General features: G+C 61.4%; 17 protein-coding genes. 6 read left to right on the top strand and 11 right to left on the bottom strand.

The features are described 5' to 3' along the window. Positions 1-23: 23 nt before the first annotated feature. Together PLANPX_RS00760 and PLANPX_RS00765 are read right to left on the bottom strand one after the other, a co-directional pair. Positions 24-689, bottom strand: a complete 666-nt coding sequence (locus PLANPX_RS00760) for an HAD family hydrolase (RefSeq protein ID WP_152096882.1) — start codon at positions 687-689, stop codon at positions 24-26. 178 nt (positions 690-867) lie between these two features. Continuing rightward, on the bottom strand, positions 868-2,379 hold the full coding sequence (locus PLANPX_RS00765; RefSeq protein ID WP_152096883.1) for a sulfatase: 1,512 nt from the start codon (positions 2,377-2,379) through the stop codon (positions 868-870). A gap of 201 nt (positions 2,380-2,580) precedes the next feature. On the opposite strand from PLANPX_RS00765, the gene PLANPX_RS00770 reads away from it, so the two are divergent. Together PLANPX_RS00770 and PLANPX_RS00775 are read left to right on the top strand one after the other, a co-directional pair. After that, complete coding sequence (locus tag PLANPX_RS00770; protein ID WP_152096884.1) at positions 2,581-3,441, top strand: phosphoenolpyruvate hydrolase family protein; 861 nt, start codon at positions 2,581-2,583, stop codon at positions 3,439-3,441. Positions 3,442-3,580: 139 nt separating this feature from the next. After that, positions 3,581-4,810 (top strand): Tm-1-like ATP-binding domain-containing protein, encoded by a 1,230-nt coding sequence (locus tag PLANPX_RS00775; RefSeq protein WP_152096885.1) that lies wholly within the window; start codon positions 3,581-3,583, stop codon positions 4,808-4,810. A gap of 61 nt (positions 4,811-4,871) precedes the next feature. Here the strand turns inward: PLANPX_RS00775 and PLANPX_RS00780 are convergent, their stop codons facing one another. From PLANPX_RS00780 to PLANPX_RS00795, 4 genes are all read right to left on the bottom strand, one after another. Beyond that, positions 4,872-5,243 carry a hypothetical protein gene (locus tag PLANPX_RS00780; RefSeq protein WP_152096886.1) on the bottom strand — a complete coding sequence of 124 codons (372 nt, stop codon included), beginning with the start codon at positions 5,241-5,243 and terminating at the stop codon, positions 4,872-4,874. 265 nt (positions 5,244-5,508) lie between these two features. Further along, positions 5,509-5,865, bottom strand: a complete 357-nt coding sequence (locus PLANPX_RS00785) for a hypothetical protein (RefSeq protein ID WP_152096887.1) — start codon at positions 5,863-5,865, stop codon at positions 5,509-5,511. Positions 5,866-5,880: 15 nt separating this feature from the next. Beyond that, a complete protein-coding gene (locus PLANPX_RS00790; protein ID WP_152096888.1) occupies positions 5,881-6,423 on the bottom strand; it encodes a hypothetical protein in 543 nt (180 codons plus the stop codon). A gap of 71 nt (positions 6,424-6,494) precedes the next feature. After that, positions 6,495-7,055: a hypothetical protein gene (locus tag PLANPX_RS00795; RefSeq protein ID WP_152096889.1), complete on the bottom strand. Its 561-nt coding sequence runs from the start codon at positions 7,053-7,055 to the stop codon at positions 6,495-6,497. Between the two features lie 247 nt (positions 7,056-7,302). On the opposite strand from PLANPX_RS00795, the gene PLANPX_RS00800 reads away from it, so the two are divergent. The 3 genes from PLANPX_RS00800 to PLANPX_RS00810 all read left to right on the top strand — a co-directional run bounded on the left by PLANPX_RS00800 (position 7,303) and on the right by PLANPX_RS00810 (position 9,333). Beyond that, on the top strand, positions 7,303-7,587 hold the full coding sequence (locus PLANPX_RS00800) for an antibiotic biosynthesis monooxygenase family protein (protein WP_152096890.1): 285 nt from the start codon (positions 7,303-7,305) through the stop codon (positions 7,585-7,587). A 421-nt stretch (positions 7,588-8,008) separates the two neighbouring features. Beyond that, positions 8,009-8,815, top strand: a complete 807-nt coding sequence (locus PLANPX_RS00805) for a phosphoadenylyl-sulfate reductase (RefSeq protein ID WP_232536271.1) — start codon at positions 8,009-8,011, stop codon at positions 8,813-8,815. 95 nt (positions 8,816-8,910) lie between these two features. After that, on the top strand, positions 8,911-9,333 hold the full coding sequence (locus PLANPX_RS00810; RefSeq protein ID WP_152096892.1) for an RrF2 family transcriptional regulator: 423 nt from the start codon (positions 8,911-8,913) through the stop codon (positions 9,331-9,333). 33 nt (positions 9,334-9,366) lie between these two features. On the opposite strand, the gene PLANPX_RS00815 is transcribed toward PLANPX_RS00810, so the two are convergent. The 5 genes from PLANPX_RS00815 to cysD form a co-directional block, all read right to left on the bottom strand. Then, entirely contained in the window at positions 9,367-9,657 is a 291-nt protein-coding gene (locus PLANPX_RS00815) for a hypothetical protein (protein ID WP_152096893.1), read from the bottom strand. 141 nt (positions 9,658-9,798) lie between these two features. Then, on the bottom strand, positions 9,799-10,572 hold the full coding sequence (locus PLANPX_RS00820) for a hypothetical protein (RefSeq protein WP_152096894.1): 774 nt from the start codon (positions 10,570-10,572) through the stop codon (positions 9,799-9,801). Positions 10,573-10,610: 38 nt separating this feature from the next. Then, a complete protein-coding gene (locus tag PLANPX_RS00825) occupies positions 10,611-11,336 on the bottom strand; it encodes a hypothetical protein (protein ID WP_152096895.1) in 726 nt (241 codons plus the stop codon). Between the two features lie 50 nt (positions 11,337-11,386). Next, positions 11,387-13,321, bottom strand: coding sequence for a sulfate adenylyltransferase subunit CysN (gene cysN, locus PLANPX_RS00830; protein WP_152096896.1), 1,935 nt, complete (start codon positions 13,319-13,321; stop codon positions 11,387-11,389). Positions 13,322-13,443: 122 nt separating this feature from the next. Beyond that, positions 13,444-14,355 (bottom strand): sulfate adenylyltransferase subunit CysD, encoded by a 912-nt coding sequence (gene cysD / locus PLANPX_RS00835; RefSeq protein ID WP_152096897.1) that lies wholly within the window; start codon positions 14,353-14,355, stop codon positions 13,444-13,446. A 587-nt stretch (positions 14,356-14,942) separates the two neighbouring features. Between cysD and PLANPX_RS00840 the strand changes: the two genes are divergently transcribed. Continuing rightward, the gene (locus PLANPX_RS00840; RefSeq protein WP_152096898.1) at positions 14,943-16,691 is read left to right on the top strand and encodes a hypothetical protein; all 1,749 of its coding nucleotides are present in this window, start codon (positions 14,943-14,945) and stop codon (positions 16,689-16,691) included. Position 16,692: the final 1 nt, after the last annotated feature.

A 16,692-nucleotide genomic window follows, 5' to 3' on the forward strand; every position in this document is an offset into this window, starting at 1 on the left:
AATCGTAAGAATCGCGTTGCGCTCTAACGCTGGTTGATGAGCGCCGCGATGCGCTCCGGCGTCAGTTCATGGTGTCCCTCAACGACCAGGCGGGCATGGCTCAGCTTGTCGCGCGTCGTTGTTCCCAGTACGCCGATGCTCGTCATTCCTGCGGCGTTTGCGGCTTCGATCCCCTGCGGAGCGTCTTCGATGACCGCACAGTCGTTGGGGGAAATACCCAAACGCTCGGCTGCTTTTAAGAAAACCTCTGGGTTTGGTTTGCCATGCGTCACATCGGCCCCGGTGATCACGGCGCCGAATTTTTCGACACGCCCCAGTTTTTCGAGCGTCAGTTTCACATTCTCTGGCGGGCCGGAGGAGCCGACCCCGAGTTTGAATCCTGCGGCGCTCAATGCGTCGATTAATTCGACAGCTCCGGGCAGCGGCGTGAAATTCTCGTTGATGATCTCGCGGTAGAGGAGCTCCTTGCGATCGCCAAGTTCCTTCGAGCGCTCGGCTGTCATCGATTCGCCGGGGTAGAGTTGGGCGAAGATGTCGCGGTTTGTGCGGCCGAAGGTGCTACGGAATTGCTCGTCGTTGAACTCGACGCCGATCTCGGCGAACATCCGCTCCCAGCTTTTGTAGTGGGGGATGTAGGAATCGGTGAGGACGCCGTCGACGTCGAAGATGACTGCAAGACCGTTGGGCATCGATTTGGCGGGGCTAAGGTGAGAGTTGCTCGTAAAGTCGCAAAGTCGCGAAGGCGCAAAGCGACGCAAAGAGGTCCAGAGGCGGCATGCTCGCTACTGGGCGGCAACCTGTCCGAAGTTCTCGTCTTTTCTTGGCGAGTTCTCTGCGTCTTTGCGCCTTAGCGAGAGAACTCAAAGTTTACGGCTTGAGAGACGTAGTGTCACGGACCGGCCCCGGGGCGTTAATGCTGCTGGCGTTCTTGGTGGCGCCCGGGAGTTCCTGGTGTTGGAACCCCGCGTCCATTCCCTGCCCGCGGCCGGTGACCGGGACGCCGGGAGTTGGATTTTTTGGGACGGTGTCGCCGGTTTCAGCGGTCCATTGGTCGAGCAGTTTGCTGAGTCGCATGTGCGGGTTTTCGTACTCCTGCTGCAGAGCTGATCCAAGTTCCGGGTTCTTTGCAGGATCTAGTAGGTTTTTGAGCTGCTGCGGGTCGGCTTGCACGTCGTAGAATTCTTCCCGCGGCCGCGGCTGTAGGAAAATATCGCCCTGGTCGGCGTTCAGCTTGCCGGCGGCTTGATAGTCCCAAAGCTCCTTGCCCGCGGGGAACTCTGGCCCCGATTCGACGCATTCGCTGCGAATTTCTGGGTAGGCGTTGCGGATGTAGAGCCATCGGCCATCGCGGACCGAGCGCTCGTGCGCTTGGCCGACGTGCCAGTTGTGTTCGCTGAACGCGTAGTCGCGCACCGTTGCGGCGGGGTCGGCGAGAATCGGCTCGATGCTGACGCCTTGCAGTCGCGGATCGAGCGGGACGCCAGCGAGTTGCAGCAGCGTTGGGGCGAGGTCGATCACGCTGATGATCGACTCCGTCTTTCCCGGAGCGATGGTCCCTGGCCGCCAGACGATGAATGGCGTCCGCACGCCGCTGTCGTAAAGCCGCGTCTTGCAGCGCGGAAACGGGCGGCCGTTGTCGGCGGTGAAGATGACGTAGGTGTTTTCAGCGATGCCTTGCCGCTTTAGCTCTTCAACGACGTTGCCGATGAAGCGATCGAGGCGGCTGATCTCATGGTAGTAGTGAGCGAGGTCTTGGCGGGTCTCGGGGCCGTCGATGAGGAATGGCGGCACGACGACGTCGGCCGGATCGTACTTCGGATCGGCGTCAGTCGCTTGCCATTCGCGGTGCGCATCAGTCGAAGCAAACCACATGAAGAATGGTTTGTCTTTCGGCCGCTCACGCAGGTGGCGCACCCAACGTTGCTCGCCGCCGGGGCCGGCTGGCGGCGTGATCTCGTCGAACGCCGCGTCGACGGCCGGGCCCATGTGGTTCTTCCCGGCGAGCACCGTGAAGTAACCAGCCTCGCGCAGAGCTTGCGGAAACATAAACTGCCCCGCCGGCAGCGGCATGTGGAGTTCCGGCGCGCCGGTGTTGTGAGGGTATCGGCCGGTGATGATGCTGCAGCGCGTCGGGCTGCAACTGCTGCAGGTGAGGTAGGCGCGTTCGAAGAGGCGACCCTCAGCGGCGAGCCGGTCGATGTTCGGCGTCTTCGCCGGCGACTTCGCATAGCAAGCCAAGTCGTCGGGCGAGACGTCGTCGGCGATGATGAACACGAAGTTGGGCCGCGTGGTTTCGGCGTGTGCATTCAACGAACTGAACGACAACGGCGCCATGAGTATGGAAAAAATCCACAGAATTCGCGTTAAAAAAAATTTCATCTTTTGTACTTCTCGTCGTGTCCTTTGAGCTGTGATGGCGAAGCGGCCTTAGTGTCCAAAAACGAGCGTTCGCTCCGCCCTGACGGCTGGTTACGACCGAGAATCCGACCTGATATGATACCCGGTTCCGCGGCCGGGAGCTGACTGCCCGCGGCGCTCATTCTTTCGACCAACGCCGTCATATCGTCTGGGAGTTCCGCCGTGTTCGTTCCGCGCACCACCCGTGAAAAAGTTCTCGCCAAGCTCCAGAAGAAGGTCGCGAGCCGCACCCCGGTCCTCATCTCCAGCGCCGCCAGCGGTTTGGTTGCGCGGATGCTCGAAGAGGCGGGCGCCGACTGCGTGAACACCTTCCACGGCGCCCGGCTCCGCGCCAACGGCATGGGGACGATGGCAATGCTGTGGCCGATCGTCAACGCGAACGAACAAGTCTTCCGCAACACGCAGGAAGACGTGCTGCCGGCGATGAAAGGCGATGCCTTCGTCTGCATGTGCATCAACGCAAACGATCCGTTGCGCGATATGTGGGGCTTCCTCGAGCAGATCAAGTCGCTCGGCGTCATCAGCGTGTCGAACATCGGTCCGTCGGTCAGCTACATCGACCGCGACAGCGAAATCTTCAAGGTTCTCCGCAAGTGCGGCATCACGATCGAGAACGAAGTCGAGATGCTGCGGATCGCCAAGCAAGAACTGAACATGGTCACCATCGGCGTCGCCTTCACCGAAGAAGACAGCCTGCAGATGATCGAAGAGGCGAAGCCTGATCTCTTCTGCTACCACGCCGGCACCACCAAGGGGGGCCGCAAGGGCTACGACTCGGGCGAGACGATTGAAGGGACCGCCGAGCGGACCAAAATCGTTCACGACAAGTGCAAGAAGATCATGCCCGAGCTGATCTGCATCGCCCACGGCGCCGCGATGGAAACGCCGGAAGACGCGCAGTACATGCTCGACCACGCCTCGTGCGAAGGGATCTGGACCGGCTCGTCGACCGAACGGCTGCCGATTGAGAAGGCAGTGTTCGAAGCGGGCAAAAAGTTCGCTGCGCTGCGGTACACGAAGTAGCTCTCGTTAGAAATTTAAAAAGTCTCACGCAAAGGCGCGAAGGCGCAAAGAAGATGAACGCCATCGTCTTGTTTTCTTCGCGCCTTTGCGCCTTTGCGTGAGATCTTTCTGCTTCTCATCAATACAAGGAACGCTCGTCATGGCCAAGTCGGTCGTAGTTCTCTCGACGTTGGATACCAAGGGCCGCGAGACGGCGTTTCTCAAGGAGCAGATCGAGCACGATGGCTGTCGCGCCGTGCTGATCGACATCGGCGTCGTCGGTAAGCCGACGATCAAAGCCGACGTTACCCGCGAGCAGCTCGCCGAGGCGGGCGGCACGCCGTTGGCCGACTTGCTGAAGGACGCCACCCGCGAGAAGGCGGCGCCGGTAATGGTCAAAGGCGCGGCAAAGCTCATCGCCGAAATGATTGCCAAGGGCGAAGCCCACGCGGTGATCGGCCTCGGCGGCACGCAGGGAACCTCTAGCGCCACCGGCGTCATGCGGCAGCTCCCCTACGGCTTTCCTAAGCTGATGGTCTCGACCTGCGCCGCCGGCGACACCTCCGCCTTCGTCGGCATCAAAGACATCATGATGATGTTCTCGGTCAGCGACATCCTCGGCCTCAATCCGTTCATGCGGAAGGTGCTGGCCAACGCCGCCGGCGCCGCGTGCGGCATGGCGACCATCGACCAGGCCCAGGTCGCCGCGAGCAACAAGCCGCTCATCGGCATGAGCAATCTCGGCGTGCTCACGAACGGCGCGGAATACGCCGTCGAGTATCTCGAATCGAAGGGCTATGAAGTCATCATGTTCCACGCCGTCGGCGCCGGCGGCCGGGCGATGGAGCAGATGATGCGCGAAGGGCTGATTGTCGGCGTGTTCGACTACGCGATGGGGGAGATCAGCGACGAACTCCACCACGCCCTCCGCGCGGGCGGCCCGGAACGGCTTACCGTTGCCGGCAAGTTGGGCCTCCCGCAGGTGCTGGTCCCCGGCGGCAGCGAGCACATCGGCCTCTTCCTCGCCGAAGAGAATGTGCTGCCCGAGAAGTACAAGAACCATATGAACACGTTCCACAGCCCGATCATCGCGGCGCCGCGGCTCAATCCCGACGAGCTGGTGGAAGTGGCTAAGGAGATCGGCAAGCGGCTGCAGCACACTAAGGGGGACGCGGTGATGATGCTCCCGCTGCGCGGCACGAGCCGCTACGGCGTCGAAGGGGGCCCGCTCCGCAATCCTGAGAGCGACAAGACGTACTACGCCGCGATCAAGTCGAGCCTGCCGTCGACGATTGAAGTCGTCGAAAAGGATCTCGGCCCCGAAGACCCGGCGTTCGTGAAAGAATGCTGCGACCGCCTGATCGGCCTGATTGAAGCGAAGAAGAAGTAACCGTCACCGCGCGTTTTAGCCTCCGGTTCTTCAAACCGGGGGCGAATCTGCGTGGCGAAAGCTAAAAGCCATAACCCAGAACAATCGACTCATCGCGTACCTGAACAACCTCCAGGTTGGCGGGAAGCTCATCGCGAATCTTCGCGAAGGTGACCGACGGGAGAGCGAGCCATTCTATATCGATTGTCTTGAATGGTCCGATGCTTGGTCCATCCCAATACTTGGGACTCTGTTGAATCATTACTTGATACTCAGGGTAGTAGTATCTATCGGCTGACCAGGAAGCGATGGCGTCTTCGCCGGGGCCTTCGACGTCGACGTAATCGTAGTAGAGCAGTTTGATTCGCGACGCGACGCCGTGAGCGGCGAGGGTTGAGAGGACCGCTTGCCACTTCGTATCGTTCATGTAGCTGCATTTGACGATGCGCGACATGTTGATGTGCCCTGTTCGATTGCTCGTATTTTAGTTGCCTAGCGGTCGTTGACCGTTATTGCGAGTCCGCGTCATCGACCAGCGAAGTTCCGGTCCCTGCGGGACCGCCGACAATAGCCCAGCGTTTCAACGTTGGGTAACGGTGATGGCGAACCGCCGTAGTCCCTACGGGACTACAAAGTGCATTTCAATCGCCTCAACCCAGCACTAAAAGTGCTGGCTATTGTCGAACGTCCCTCCGGGACGACTGAAACCCGCGCCGACTCTAGGAGTTCCCCAATTCGCGTCGTTTCACCCAAGCGTCGTAGGCATCTTTTCGCCACTTTTGCACTTCTTCTCTCGCGCGATCAACGCTGTCCGGTCCGAAGCGGCTGTCGAGATGTTCTTTCATCGTCGCGTTGTATCCCTCGCGATACGCCAGCTCTCCTTCCGATACGAAGCAGCTCGTAACGACGACCTCCGCTTTAAATCTCTCTTTGAAAAGCTTCTGGCAATAGTCGCCCCAAGCTCCGCGCACTCCCCAGAAGAACTGTAGCCGACCCTCCTGGATATCGCTCGTAGCGTCGGCGCACCCCTCTTCGTAGGTGTTCTGATCTTCAAGATTACGACGCCAATACGCCATCGTTCGGAAGTCCTGTTACTCTCCCTTGGCCGGTTCGATCACCCCGAACAAGTGCCCGCCGTGGTCCTTACCGGTCCAGAACCCGGCGTAGTGGCCGCGGTAGATCATCACCCGCGCGGTGAACGTCCCCAGCCCGGGGATCATCATCTCGTCGACGCAGATGACGGGCGTGTCGCCGGCCCAGCGGATCGGCAGCGTCAGCGGGATGGTGACGTCGTGATCGCCGTAGCGGATGCGCGACTGGATGAGCCAGTCGCCGCTGTCGAGTCGCCGCACTTCACCCAGTTCGTACCGTTCTTCGGTCAGTTTGCCGCCGGCGCCTACCCTGCCCTCTTCGCCGGTGACGGTGAAGTGGCCAACCATCGTCGCCCGGTTCATCAGCTTTTCGAGGGCCGCGACCTGCTCAGCTGTCGGCTGGGTGAGCTGCTGCTGCGGTTCGGCCTGTACAGCGGCGGGCGCTTCGACAGCGCTCGCCTGCAGCATGAGAAACGAAGCCGTCACTAACGCAACGGCAGCAAGCAGAAAAGCAGCGCGGATCGCAGCGTTGAGCGTACGCATGGCAGGCACTCCTGAGTCGAGTCGCGATGGTGCATCGTTGGACTCGCTCAGTTTACCACGCCGCGGCCGGCTTAGCGCGCCACGCCGGGGTAATAGCCGCCGCCGTTCATGAACTGCGAACTGTGGCCAGTCGTCGGGATGCCGCCCGCCGGGCGGACAACGGCGCCTTGAGCGTTGGCTTGGCGGACGCCGGCGCGGAGAGCGCGGCTGTCGTTGGCTTGCTGGCCGTTGACATCGTCCTGATCGAGCGCCGGGCGAACGAACATGTAATAGTTCGGCAGCGCGGTTTCGGTCTCAAGATAATCGAGCCGCAGGTAGGGGCTGATCGTCGATTGGGCCCGGTAAGTGCTGAATGGCTTGCCCATCGGTTTCGTCTGCACGGCGACCGGGGCCGGCGGCTGTACCGTTCGCTGGTGGGTGCCGAAGGCGACGTTCTGCGGGGCGCCGAAGAAGTTGAGCGCTGGGTTGTTGCGACCCGTGTTGCGTTCGTAGCTGGTCGTCTGGACCTGACTGCTCGTCTGGCTGCTGATGGGCGAGTACCCGCTGTTGGGGTATGGCGCCTGCGCAGAGGCGGCGCTCACGCCGAGTGAAGCGAAAAGAGCGGCAACGGCGGCGGCCAGGGCAATACGCATGAGAAGACCTTCCGAGAGCGGACGACAAGTCGGCAAGCGCAGCGGCGCGCCACCGTTGAACTAATCGTCAAACTCCCCCTGGTTGCTTGCGTCGAAGTGGTAGAATGCGGGGCAAAGTCAGTTGCCAGTAGTCCGTGGTCAGTTGCTAGGGGAATCTGCTATCAGCTAGCAACTGACGACTGGCAACGGACCACTGACAAACAATCGCACGACAGTACCATCACAAACAACTCTGGAGCGCTTCCAAATGATCACCGTCGGCATGAACTACCACACCCTTCCCGGCAAGCAGAAGGACTTCGAGGAGAAGTTTGCCGCCGTGATCGACGCCCTCAACGCGGCGCCGGGGCACACCAGTTCGACGCTGTGGAAAGACGTCGCCGACGACGCGTCGTACCTCATCACCAGCGAGTGGTCCGACGAAGCGGCGTTCAAGGCGTTCGTGACCAGCGAAGCCTTCCGGGCCGTCACTACCTGGGGCAAGGAGCAGATTCTCTCAGGCCGGCCGCAGCATAAGGTTTACAAACACTAATTCCTCTCTCGAGCCTTCACACGAGAGCTAGCCGGAGGGCCATGCCCTCCGGGTGAAGTGCTGGTCGATGCTCGATTCCGCTGGTTCCGGGCCGTGTAACAGTCCGGCTATTGGGTGTTCGTGCGGCTTAGGTATCTAGTCGTGGTTGTCTTGATTTGTCGTAAGTCTTTTTGTCGAAATGCTTTACTGCCCGGTTGCGGTCGTCCCGGCATCTCACGGTCAGCCGAATCTTCGCCCCAGGCTGAATAATCGGACCGAACCTGGTCGATAAATGGACTGTCGGATTTAATGTTGACTATCCAGACCATGATTCATAAGATTGAGCCCTGCGATGGGGAATCACGCCCTAACCCGCCACAGCCAACATGCGTCGGAGGCGTCGACACGCCCCCATTTGACGATCTTCCCACCGAGTGCCGAGATGACCGCAGCCGCCAACATCGCCGATCGCCAGTTCACGCCGGTGGAGCAGGAACCCGTCGCACCGCCATTTCGGCAGCTTGAGCCAACGCCCGAACTGCTGGCCGAACTGGCTGAGGCGAGCGAGCGGCTCGAAACGGCTCAGCCGGAGGAGATCATCGCCTGGGCCCATCATCGGTTCGCCCCGCATCTGACGATGGCGACCGCGTTCGGCCCCGAGGGGTGCGTCATCCTCTCGATGCTCGCCAAGGTGGCGCCCGAGACTTACGTCTTCAATCTCGATACGGGCTACCAGTTCCAGGAAACGCTCGACCTGCGCGACAAGATTGCCAGCCTGTACGGCATCGAAGTCGACATGCTGCAGCCGGAATTGACCGTGCCGCAGTACGAAGCGCTCCACAATGGCCCGCTCTACAAGACGAATCCGAACCAATGCTGCTTTGATCGCAAGATCAAAGTGTTGCGCGCTGCGGCGACCAAACATCACGCCTGGATGAGCGGCATCCGTCGCGACCAGAGCACCGACCGTGCCCGAGCGGCGATCGTCGAGTGGGACAAGAAGTTCAACCTCGTGAAGATCAGCCCGCTGGCGAACTGGACGAAGAAAGATATTTGGAAGCGGATTCTCGACGAGAACGTCCCGTACAACCCGCTGCACGATCAAGGCTTTCCCAGCATCGGCTGCTGGCCGTGCACCCGCGCGGTCGCCGAAGGCGAAACCGACGAACGGGCTGGCCGTTGGAGCGGCACCGCGAAGACCGAGTGCGGTCTGCACACGCTCGAACAACAGGATGGCAGCGGAATTTAAGTTAGATGCGAGCGGCGAGTTTCGAGTCGCGAGTTAGGAATGACTCAGGCTCCGACTTGTTCTCGCAACTCGTTACCCGAAACTCGTGACTTCTCATGCTCTCCGCTAAATCACAATACGCCTGCCTCGCCATGCTGCAGCTGGCCCAGGATTATGCCTCGGGCGAGACGGTGCAGGTGCGGCGGATTGCGGAGCGACATGGGATCCCTTCAACGTTCCTCGTGCAGATTTTGCATGAGCTGAAACGGGCAGGCCTGGCAACGAGCACCCGCGGCGCCGCCGGCGGCTACCGACTCAGTCGGCCGCCAGCCGACATTACGCTGGCCGACGTTGTCGACGTGTTCGAAACAGCCGACGAACCGGCCGAGTGCGCCGCCGCCCAGTCTCCCTGGGGGCCGGCGATGCACGAAGTCTGTTGCGAGCTGAGCCGCGCCCGTCACGAGCGGCTGCAGTCGGTGACGCTCGCCGAACTGCACGAACGCTCCGCCGAAGGGGCGGAAGCGATGTTTTACATCTAGTGGGCCGCGGCCGAAGGCGCCTATCGCGGCAGTTCAATACATCGGCTGGCTTGGATCCAGATTGTGAAACCGCAGCTCCTGCGGCGGGCCGAGCGATTCGAGCGCCGTGCGCAACAATCGCAGGCCTTGTTCGAAGTCGAGGACGTGGAACATCAGCAGGTGTTCCGAAGGCGCCGCTGGGTCGCGGTCGTCGGCTTGGCGAAGGTAGTTCGAGTAGATGCCTGCTCGCGGGGTTTCAATCGCCTCGCGAAGGGGCTGAACGAACTGCCGGCGAATCTCGTCCGACGACAGCGACGATTTGAACGACACGCCGACGCGGTCCATGGGCGGAGCCTCAAGGAACTAGAGTGGTGAGTTGTCCGCCTGACTCCATTCTAGAACGTCGCGGCCGATTAGCACCCCGGCGACGGCGATTTCTTCGCGTCGGTTGAGCGGGGAGCGGTTCCCAGCGGAGGTCGTCGCCGATCATTTCGGCGGAGACTCTTCATTTTGACTTGCTGCAGCTGGGGCGTCGTTTGGCCGCCAACCGAGAATGAGCCGCGGCAGAGATTCGTCGTCGAGGCTGATGGACATGTAGGCGATGCCATCGCCGCGCGGCCACCAGGCGAATTCTTTCGCTGCGGACCAGTTGGGAAAGCCGACGTCTTCAGGCTTTCCATGAAACGTTGGAGGCCCCCACACGTCGACGATGTTTTGCATCGACTTGGAGAAGTATTGATCGGCCGCCGTCCGCCCTTCCGCGGTGGCGGGGAAGGTTTGGAATTCATGGAAACGGCCGCTGCCCGTCGCGGCCCACGACTGGAATAAGCTGATTGCCTGCTTCGCGTCGACTTCGCCTCCGAGCCGACGCAGTTGTTCGAGGAGATCGCTGATTTGTTCGTGGACGCGCTTCGTCTGCGAGATCACAAGACTGTTATTCGAGGGAAACGGCTGGATCTCGCCTTCACCCGTACCGTTCTCCATCCAAGACTCATGTTCGATGGTAGCGACGATCAGGTCGATCAGCGGGTCGAAGTCGGAAGGTTTCTGCTGCAGCACCGCGTGAGGAAGCGGCACGACCAAATCGCCGACGGGATACGTCACAAGCATGAGCGAATTTGATGTCGGGGCTGTGGCCAGTCCATCAGGTTCGTAGCCGCGGCGGAACCCTTCGCGGTATGCGAGCGTCGCTAAGGCGATCAGGAATAAGGCGATAACCGTCCAGCGAAAATATCGGAATGTCGATTGACGCTCGGGCATGCGGCATCCTTACCTTGTGAGACGCGACGGGCGACGCGCTACTCTCTGCGTCGCCAGCCGCCGAGAAGGACTCGTCCCTCCCCAGGTGCATCCTGAACGGCGATATAGACGTCACCGTTCGTTTGAGACCATTGGGCAATGGACTGCCCCAGCGACCAGCTTGGGAAGCCCCGTTTGTCGCAGCTGCCGACAAATCGCGGCGTGCCCCAGACATTGGTGAGCCGTGGCACAAAGCTGTCGAAGCATGTCGCGACGGCTGCACTGGCTAGCGTGGGATCGCTACCGAAGCTGAGGAGCACAACTGGCTCAGCGTTCTCGCTGACCGCTTGCGATTCGATGAGCGAAATGGCGTGTGCTAATTGCTCGCTCATGTGATCGTCGCGAAACTTGTTGAGCGCGACTTCAATTTGATCGTGCGCGGCGCCGCTCTGGTGGATCGCCAAGGAAGCGTTAGCCAACACGTGCACCTCGCCATTGCGGCCATTAGCGTAGTCTTCGTCCCATGACTCGGGAGCGACTGTCGTCTGCAAGTGGCTGCTGAGTTCGTCGAGCAGACGTTGGCGAGCCGCTTGGTCGGGCTCTTGCGACGCGAGATCGGCGACGGGGTAAGTCTTCACGAGAAAGGTTTCGTCGTATCGCTGGCGCTCGCCCGCGCTGCGACCGGCGGCGTAGCTTCCGAAGCCGATGCATGCGGCCAGCATCGCAAACAACAGCGTCCCCATGCTGAAGCGGAGCAACCGCTGCGGATGCCAGCGAGCGTTCACGATCAACCTCCATGAATCCAGCGCGGCGACGATGCGGTCGCAGTGAGCGTTTAGCTGGCCGCGATTTTACGAGCAGCCAGCAGTTCGAGCACCTGCTTCACGCACTCGTCGACCGGCAGTTTCGCCGTGTCGAGCACGAGGTCGGGCTTGCTCGGCGTTTCGTATGGAGCACTGACGCCGGGGAAGTTGGCGATCTCGCCACTGTCGGCCTTCGAGTAAAGGCCTTCCTGATCGCGAGCCCGGCAGACGTCGACGGGAGCGTCGAGGTGAACCACCAGGAATCGCTCGCGGCCGACGACCTCGGCCGCCTTCAGGCGAACCGATTCTTCCGGCGCCAGGAACGCGGCGACGCAAATGAGGCCGGCGTCGTTCAGTAGCTTGGCGGCTTCGGCGCTGCGGCGGAGGTTCTCGCTGCGATCGGCGACGGTGAAGCCGAGGTCGCGGCTGATGCCGCGCCGCATGTTCTGGCCATCGAGCACGCAGACCGCACGTCCCGCGTCGAACAGCTTGCGCTCCAGGGCGTAGGCGAGCGTCGTCTTGCCGGCGCCGGCCAGGCCGGTGAGCAAGATTGTCGCAGGCTGTTGGCCGAAGCGGCCGGCACGTTCGGCGGCGGTGACTTCGCTCCGTTCCGACTGCAGGTTAGCGTCGGCCTCGGCGCTCCAGTGATCATCCTTGCCGGCAGCGGCACGATTGAGGATCATGCCGGCGCCAACGGTGACGTTCGTCACGCGATCGATGACGATGAATGCGCCCGTCCCCTTGTTGCGACGATAATCGTCGAATGCAATTGGCTGATTGAGCCGCACGAGGCAGCGGCCGATTTCATTGAGGGCGAGGACAGGCGTCTCTTCGCGGTGAAGCGTGTTGACGTCGATGCGGTACCGCAAGTTGCTGATGGAACCGGCGGCGGTCTTCGTGCCTTGCTTGAACCAATACTGCTTGCCCGGCGTGAGCGGCTCTTCGGTCATCCAGACGATCGTCGACTCGAAGGCGTCGGCCGTTTGCGGGACGTTGTCGGGGCGAACGAGCATGTCGCCGCGGCTGACGTCGATTTCGTCAGTGAGTGTGACCGTGACCGATTGCGGCGTGAAGGCTTCGTCGAGTTCGCCGTCAAACGTAACGATCGACTTGATGCGGCTCGTCTTGCGCGAGGGGAGCGCCATGACGACCTCGCCCTTCTTGATGCGACCCGAGGCAATCGTGCCGCAGAAGCCGCGGAAGTCGAGGTTCGGCCGATTGACGTACTGCACCGGCAGGCGGAAGTCGATGAGGTTGCGGTCCGACGCGATGTGGACGTTCTCGAGGTGGTGCATCAAGGTCGACCCCTCGTACCACGGCATCTTTTCGCTATGCTCGATGAGGTTGTCGCCCTTGAGGGCCGAGATCGGGATGAAGTGCTGATCGACCAGCTCGAGCCGCGTAGCGAACTCGCGGTAGTCGGACTTGATCTTCTCGTAGACCTCTTCGGAGTAGCCGACGAGGTCCATCTTGTTTACCGCGACGAGAACGTGCTTAATCCCGAGCAGCGAAACGATGAACGAGTGCCGCTTCGTTTGCGTCATCACCCCGTGACGGGCGTCGATGAGGATGATCGCCAGATCGCAACAACTCGCCCCGGTGGCCATGTTGCGGGTGTACTGCTCGTGGCCGGGGCAGTCGGCGATGATGAACTTCCGCTTGGCCGTCGAGAAGTAACGATAAGCGACGTCGATCGTGATGCCCTGTTCGCGCTCGGCCTTGAGGCCGTCGGTGAGCAGCGCGGGGTCGAAATCGCCGCCGGTGGTGCCGTGCGTGGCCGAGTCGCGTTGGATCGCGGCGAGCTGATCTTCGTAGATCATCTTCGTCTCATACAGCAGTTTGCCGATGAGGGTGCTCTTGCCGTCGTCGACGCTGCCGCAGGTGAGGAAGCGGAGCATTTCTTTATGCTCGTGCTGCTTCAGGTAGGCGTCGATGTCGGTGGCGATCAGGTCAGATTGGTGCGACATGGTCTTTGTATTGCAATCAGAATGGCCTCACGCAAAGGCGCGAAGGCGCAAAGGGAAATCTCTGAGAGTTGGTCTTTTGCTTTGCGCCTTCGCGCCTTTGCGTGAGATCTTTTGTATTCGATTTAGAAGTAGCCTTCTTTTTTCTTCTCTTCCATCGAGCCGCTTTGGTCGTAGTCGATGATGCGGCCTTGCCGTTCGCTCGTGGTGGTGAGCAGCATTTCCTGGATGATTTCCGGCAGCGTCGTCGCCGTCGATTCCACGGCGCCGGTCAGCGGGTAGCAGCCGAGGGTGCGGAAGCGGACCATCTTCTGCTCGACCTTATCGTCGGGGCCGATCGGCATCCGGTCGTCGTCGACCATGATCAGCACGCCGTCCTTATTCACCACCGGCCGCATTGCCGAGAGGTAGAGCGGGACGATCGGGATGTTCTCAAGGTGGATGTATTGCCACACGTCGAGCTCGGTCCAGTTCGAGAGTGGGAAGACGCGGATGCTCTCGCCCTGGTGAACCTTGCCGTTGTAGATGTTCCAGAGCTCGGGCCGCTGGTTCTTCGGGTCCCAGCGATGGTGCTTGTCGCGGAACGAGTAGACGCGTTCCTTGGCGCGAGACTTCTCTTCATCGCGACGAGCGCCGCCGAAGGCCGCGTCAAACTTATGCTTCGAGAGCGCCTGCTTCAGGCTCTCGGTCTTCATGATGTCGGTGTGGACCTTGCTGCCGTGGGTGAACGGGCCGACGCCCTGCTTCACGCCCTCTTCGTTGATGTGCACGATGAGGTCCCAGCCGAGTTGCTTGCGAATCAGGTCTTCGCGGAAGGCGATCATCTCGCGGAACTTCCACGTCGTGTCGACGTGCATCAGCGGGAACGGCGGCTTGCCGGGGTAGAACGCCTTTTCGGCGAGCCGCACCATCACCGAGCTGTCTTTGCCGATCGAGTAGAGCATCACCGGGTTGTCGAACTCGGCGGCCACTTCGCGGATGATGTGGATGCTCTCGGCTTCGAGCTGCTTCAGGTGAGTCAGGTTGTATGAGGTCATCGGTTTGCTGCGGTGGACGATGCGGAGCGGCGGCGCTCAAACGCGCGACACGCCTGGGGACCGGCGACCCTCGCGAACAGGGTTCGGAAAAGTCGCCGGCTAACGGCCCGACGCCGTGCGGACTGTAGCGGTCGCACAGGCAGATGGGCGGAATCCACCAGTTTAGGTGGCCTGCGACGGCTTCACAACATGGCTTGCCGCCCCGTGGAAAGGGGTGTCCAGGCCCCCGGCCGGCCCCGGCCGCCAGATTCTCGCGTGACAGGTTCGTAAGGAATCGATCCTTGGGAAGGGATTCAGTGTTCAATTGTCGGGCTTTGAGGGTCGCGCACGGGAGACCGCAATCCCGGGGGCCTGGAACCCCGCAAGGCCGCGACAAAAATCTTGATATCCCCCCCATTGAGGGTGACAATGAAGGTCGACAGCCACGCTGCCCGGGGGCGAGCAGCGAGCCCAATTCGAATAGACACCTTGTGAACGACACCGGCTGCCATCGGCTGCAGGCTGGCTCCACTCAAAGCCAGCGACGCCGTCACTCATCTCGTATTCCTAGCGATCAGTTCGATCGTCCGGTAAGGGTCCGCCAAAGTATGCGTCACTGGCATTCGACCGAGCGAACGTGGCGGCTTATTTCCGGAACGCTGTTGGCGTTGCTCGTCATCCCAGCGGTTTCCGCCGTCGCCGTCGAAACGCCGTGGGGCAATAGCCTCGGCTACACGAAGCTGCAGCAGCGACTCGGGGCAGCGATGCCTATCGGGGCCGGCGGGACGATTTCGCTCGTCGAGGCGTCTCCGTCGAACGGATCTGGTTCCTATCTCGTCGATGTGTCGGGCCCCGAGTTCAACGGCAGCCTCGATCCGAGCGGCGCGCCGGTCGTGTTGACTGATGGGAGCAGCGCCGCCCACACCGGTTTCTCGTCGCACGCGACCTGGACCGTCGGCCAGTACTTCTTTGGAAACACGCAAAGCTTCGCGCCGGGCGCCGACAGCGTCGTGAACTACGACGCCAACGCTTGGTTGAGCAGCACCTTGCGAGTCGCCGGCACTGCTCCGCCCGATGCGCAACCTTATCGCGTGCAGAATTTTAGTTGGGTGAGTGCAGATTCTGCATCTTCGCCGCCTGGTGCGCAAGAATTGGCCGCGCTGAGGCGATTGGACTACCTGATTGAAACGGGCGAGACGACTGCCGTCGTCGGTGCGAACAACGCCATCTCATTCACAGCGCTCAGAGCCCACCCCGCGCTGTTTGCTCACTCGTACAACGCCATCGTCGTCGGCCGAACCGACGGTGGCCATTCTCGCGGCCAGACATCGAGCTTCTACGGCCCCGGCCGTTACCGACCCGACGTGGTGGCGCCCTCGACCGCGACGAGCTCCGCAACGGCTTTGATCAGTTCGATGGCCGCGATGCTGCATGAAACCGCCGCCGGCACGGACGCGGCCCGTAGCGAGGTGATGAGGGCGATCATCATGGCCGGGGCGACGAAGACCGAGTTCGCCAACTGGCTCGACCAGACGAGCGGCGTGATCAATCCCTGGAATCACACCCAAACCCGCCCGCTCGACGACGTCTTCGGCGCCGGCGAGGCGAACGTCTACAACAGCTATTCGATCCAGATCGGCGGGAAGCAATCGGCCAGCGCAGCGGCTCCCGCGGCTGCCGTGAAGCCGTACGGCTGGGACTATCAGGATCGCAAGTCGGATGCCGCCGTCGGCGATCTCTACTACAACTTCGAAGTCGCCGCGGGCAGCACGGCGTCGGAGTTGTCGATCATGCTGAACTGGAACGCGAAGATCACCGACACAAACGCTGATCCGAACATCTTCACGCCTGTGCAGTCGCTGCAGAACCTCGATCTGCAGTTCTACGACTCGTCGAATAGCTTCATGGGAACGATGATCGACCAAAGCATCAGCACGGTCGACAACGTTGAGCACATCTACCTGACGAATCTCGGCCCCGGGACCTACACGTTGAAGGTCAGCGGCGCCGCCAATTGGGACTACGGTCTGGCCTGGCGGATGGCGACGTCGTTCAACAGCCCGAATGCCGACTTCAACGCCGACGGGGTCGTCGACGGCGCCGACTTCTTGGTGTGGCAGCGCAATTCCACCATGCTCGTCAACGCCACGAATAGCCAAGGCGACGCCGACGGCGACGGCGACGTCGACGCCGACGATTTGGAGTTGCTCAAAAACTTGTTCGGCACGACGACCGCGCCGCCAATGGCTGTGAGCATGGTCGCGGCAGTGCCCGAACCAGCGGCGGTCGCTTTAGCGGCCGCTGGCGTCGCCTCGTTAGGGATGATGACCCGTTTGACCGCCAATCGACGGAAGTAAG

Source organism: Lacipirellula parvula (assembly GCF_009177095.1).
Classification (GTDB): domain Bacteria; phylum Planctomycetota; class Planctomycetia; order Pirellulales; family Lacipirellulaceae; genus Lacipirellula; species Lacipirellula parvula.

Coding starts and splice junctions, on each gene's coding strand:
- PLANPX_RS00760 (WP_152096882.1), bottom strand. CDS start 689: ATGCCCAACGGTCTTGCAGTCATCTTCGACGTCGACGGCGTCCTCACC.
- PLANPX_RS00780 (WP_152096886.1), bottom strand. CDS start 5,243: ATGTCGCGCATCGTCAAATGCAGCTACATGAACGATACGAAGTGGCAA.
- PLANPX_RS00765 (WP_152096883.1), bottom strand. CDS start 2,379: ATGAAATTTTTTTTAACGCGAATTCTGTGGATTTTTTCCATACTCATG.
- PLANPX_RS00795 (WP_152096889.1), bottom strand. CDS start 7,055: ATGCGTATTGCCCTGGCCGCCGCCGTTGCCGCTCTTTTCGCTTCACTC.
- PLANPX_RS00840 (WP_152096898.1), top strand. CDS start 14,943: ATGCGTCACTGGCATTCGACCGAGCGAACGTGGCGGCTTATTTCCGGA.
- cysN (WP_152096896.1), bottom strand. CDS start 13,321: ATGTCGCACCAATCTGACCTGATCGCCACCGACATCGACGCCTACCTG.
- PLANPX_RS00810 (WP_152096892.1), top strand. CDS start 8,911: ATGCTCTCCGCTAAATCACAATACGCCTGCCTCGCCATGCTGCAGCTG.
- PLANPX_RS00785 (WP_152096887.1), bottom strand. CDS start 5,865: ATGGCGTATTGGCGTCGTAATCTTGAAGATCAGAACACCTACGAAGAG.
- PLANPX_RS00820 (WP_152096894.1), bottom strand. CDS start 10,572: ATGCCCGAGCGTCAATCGACATTCCGATATTTTCGCTGGACGGTTATC.
- PLANPX_RS00805 (WP_232536271.1), top strand. CDS start 8,009: ATGACCGCAGCCGCCAACATCGCCGATCGCCAGTTCACGCCGGTGGAG.
- PLANPX_RS00815 (WP_152096893.1), bottom strand. CDS start 9,657: ATGGACCGCGTCGGCGTGTCGTTCAAATCGTCGCTGTCGTCGGACGAG.
- PLANPX_RS00775 (WP_152096885.1), top strand. CDS start 3,581: ATGGCCAAGTCGGTCGTAGTTCTCTCGACGTTGGATACCAAGGGCCGC.
- PLANPX_RS00790 (WP_152096888.1), bottom strand. CDS start 6,423: ATGCGTACGCTCAACGCTGCGATCCGCGCTGCTTTTCTGCTTGCTGCC.
- cysD (WP_152096897.1), bottom strand. CDS start 14,355: ATGACCTCATACAACCTGACTCACCTGAAGCAGCTCGAAGCCGAGAGC.
- PLANPX_RS00800 (WP_152096890.1), top strand. CDS start 7,303: ATGATCACCGTCGGCATGAACTACCACACCCTTCCCGGCAAGCAGAAG.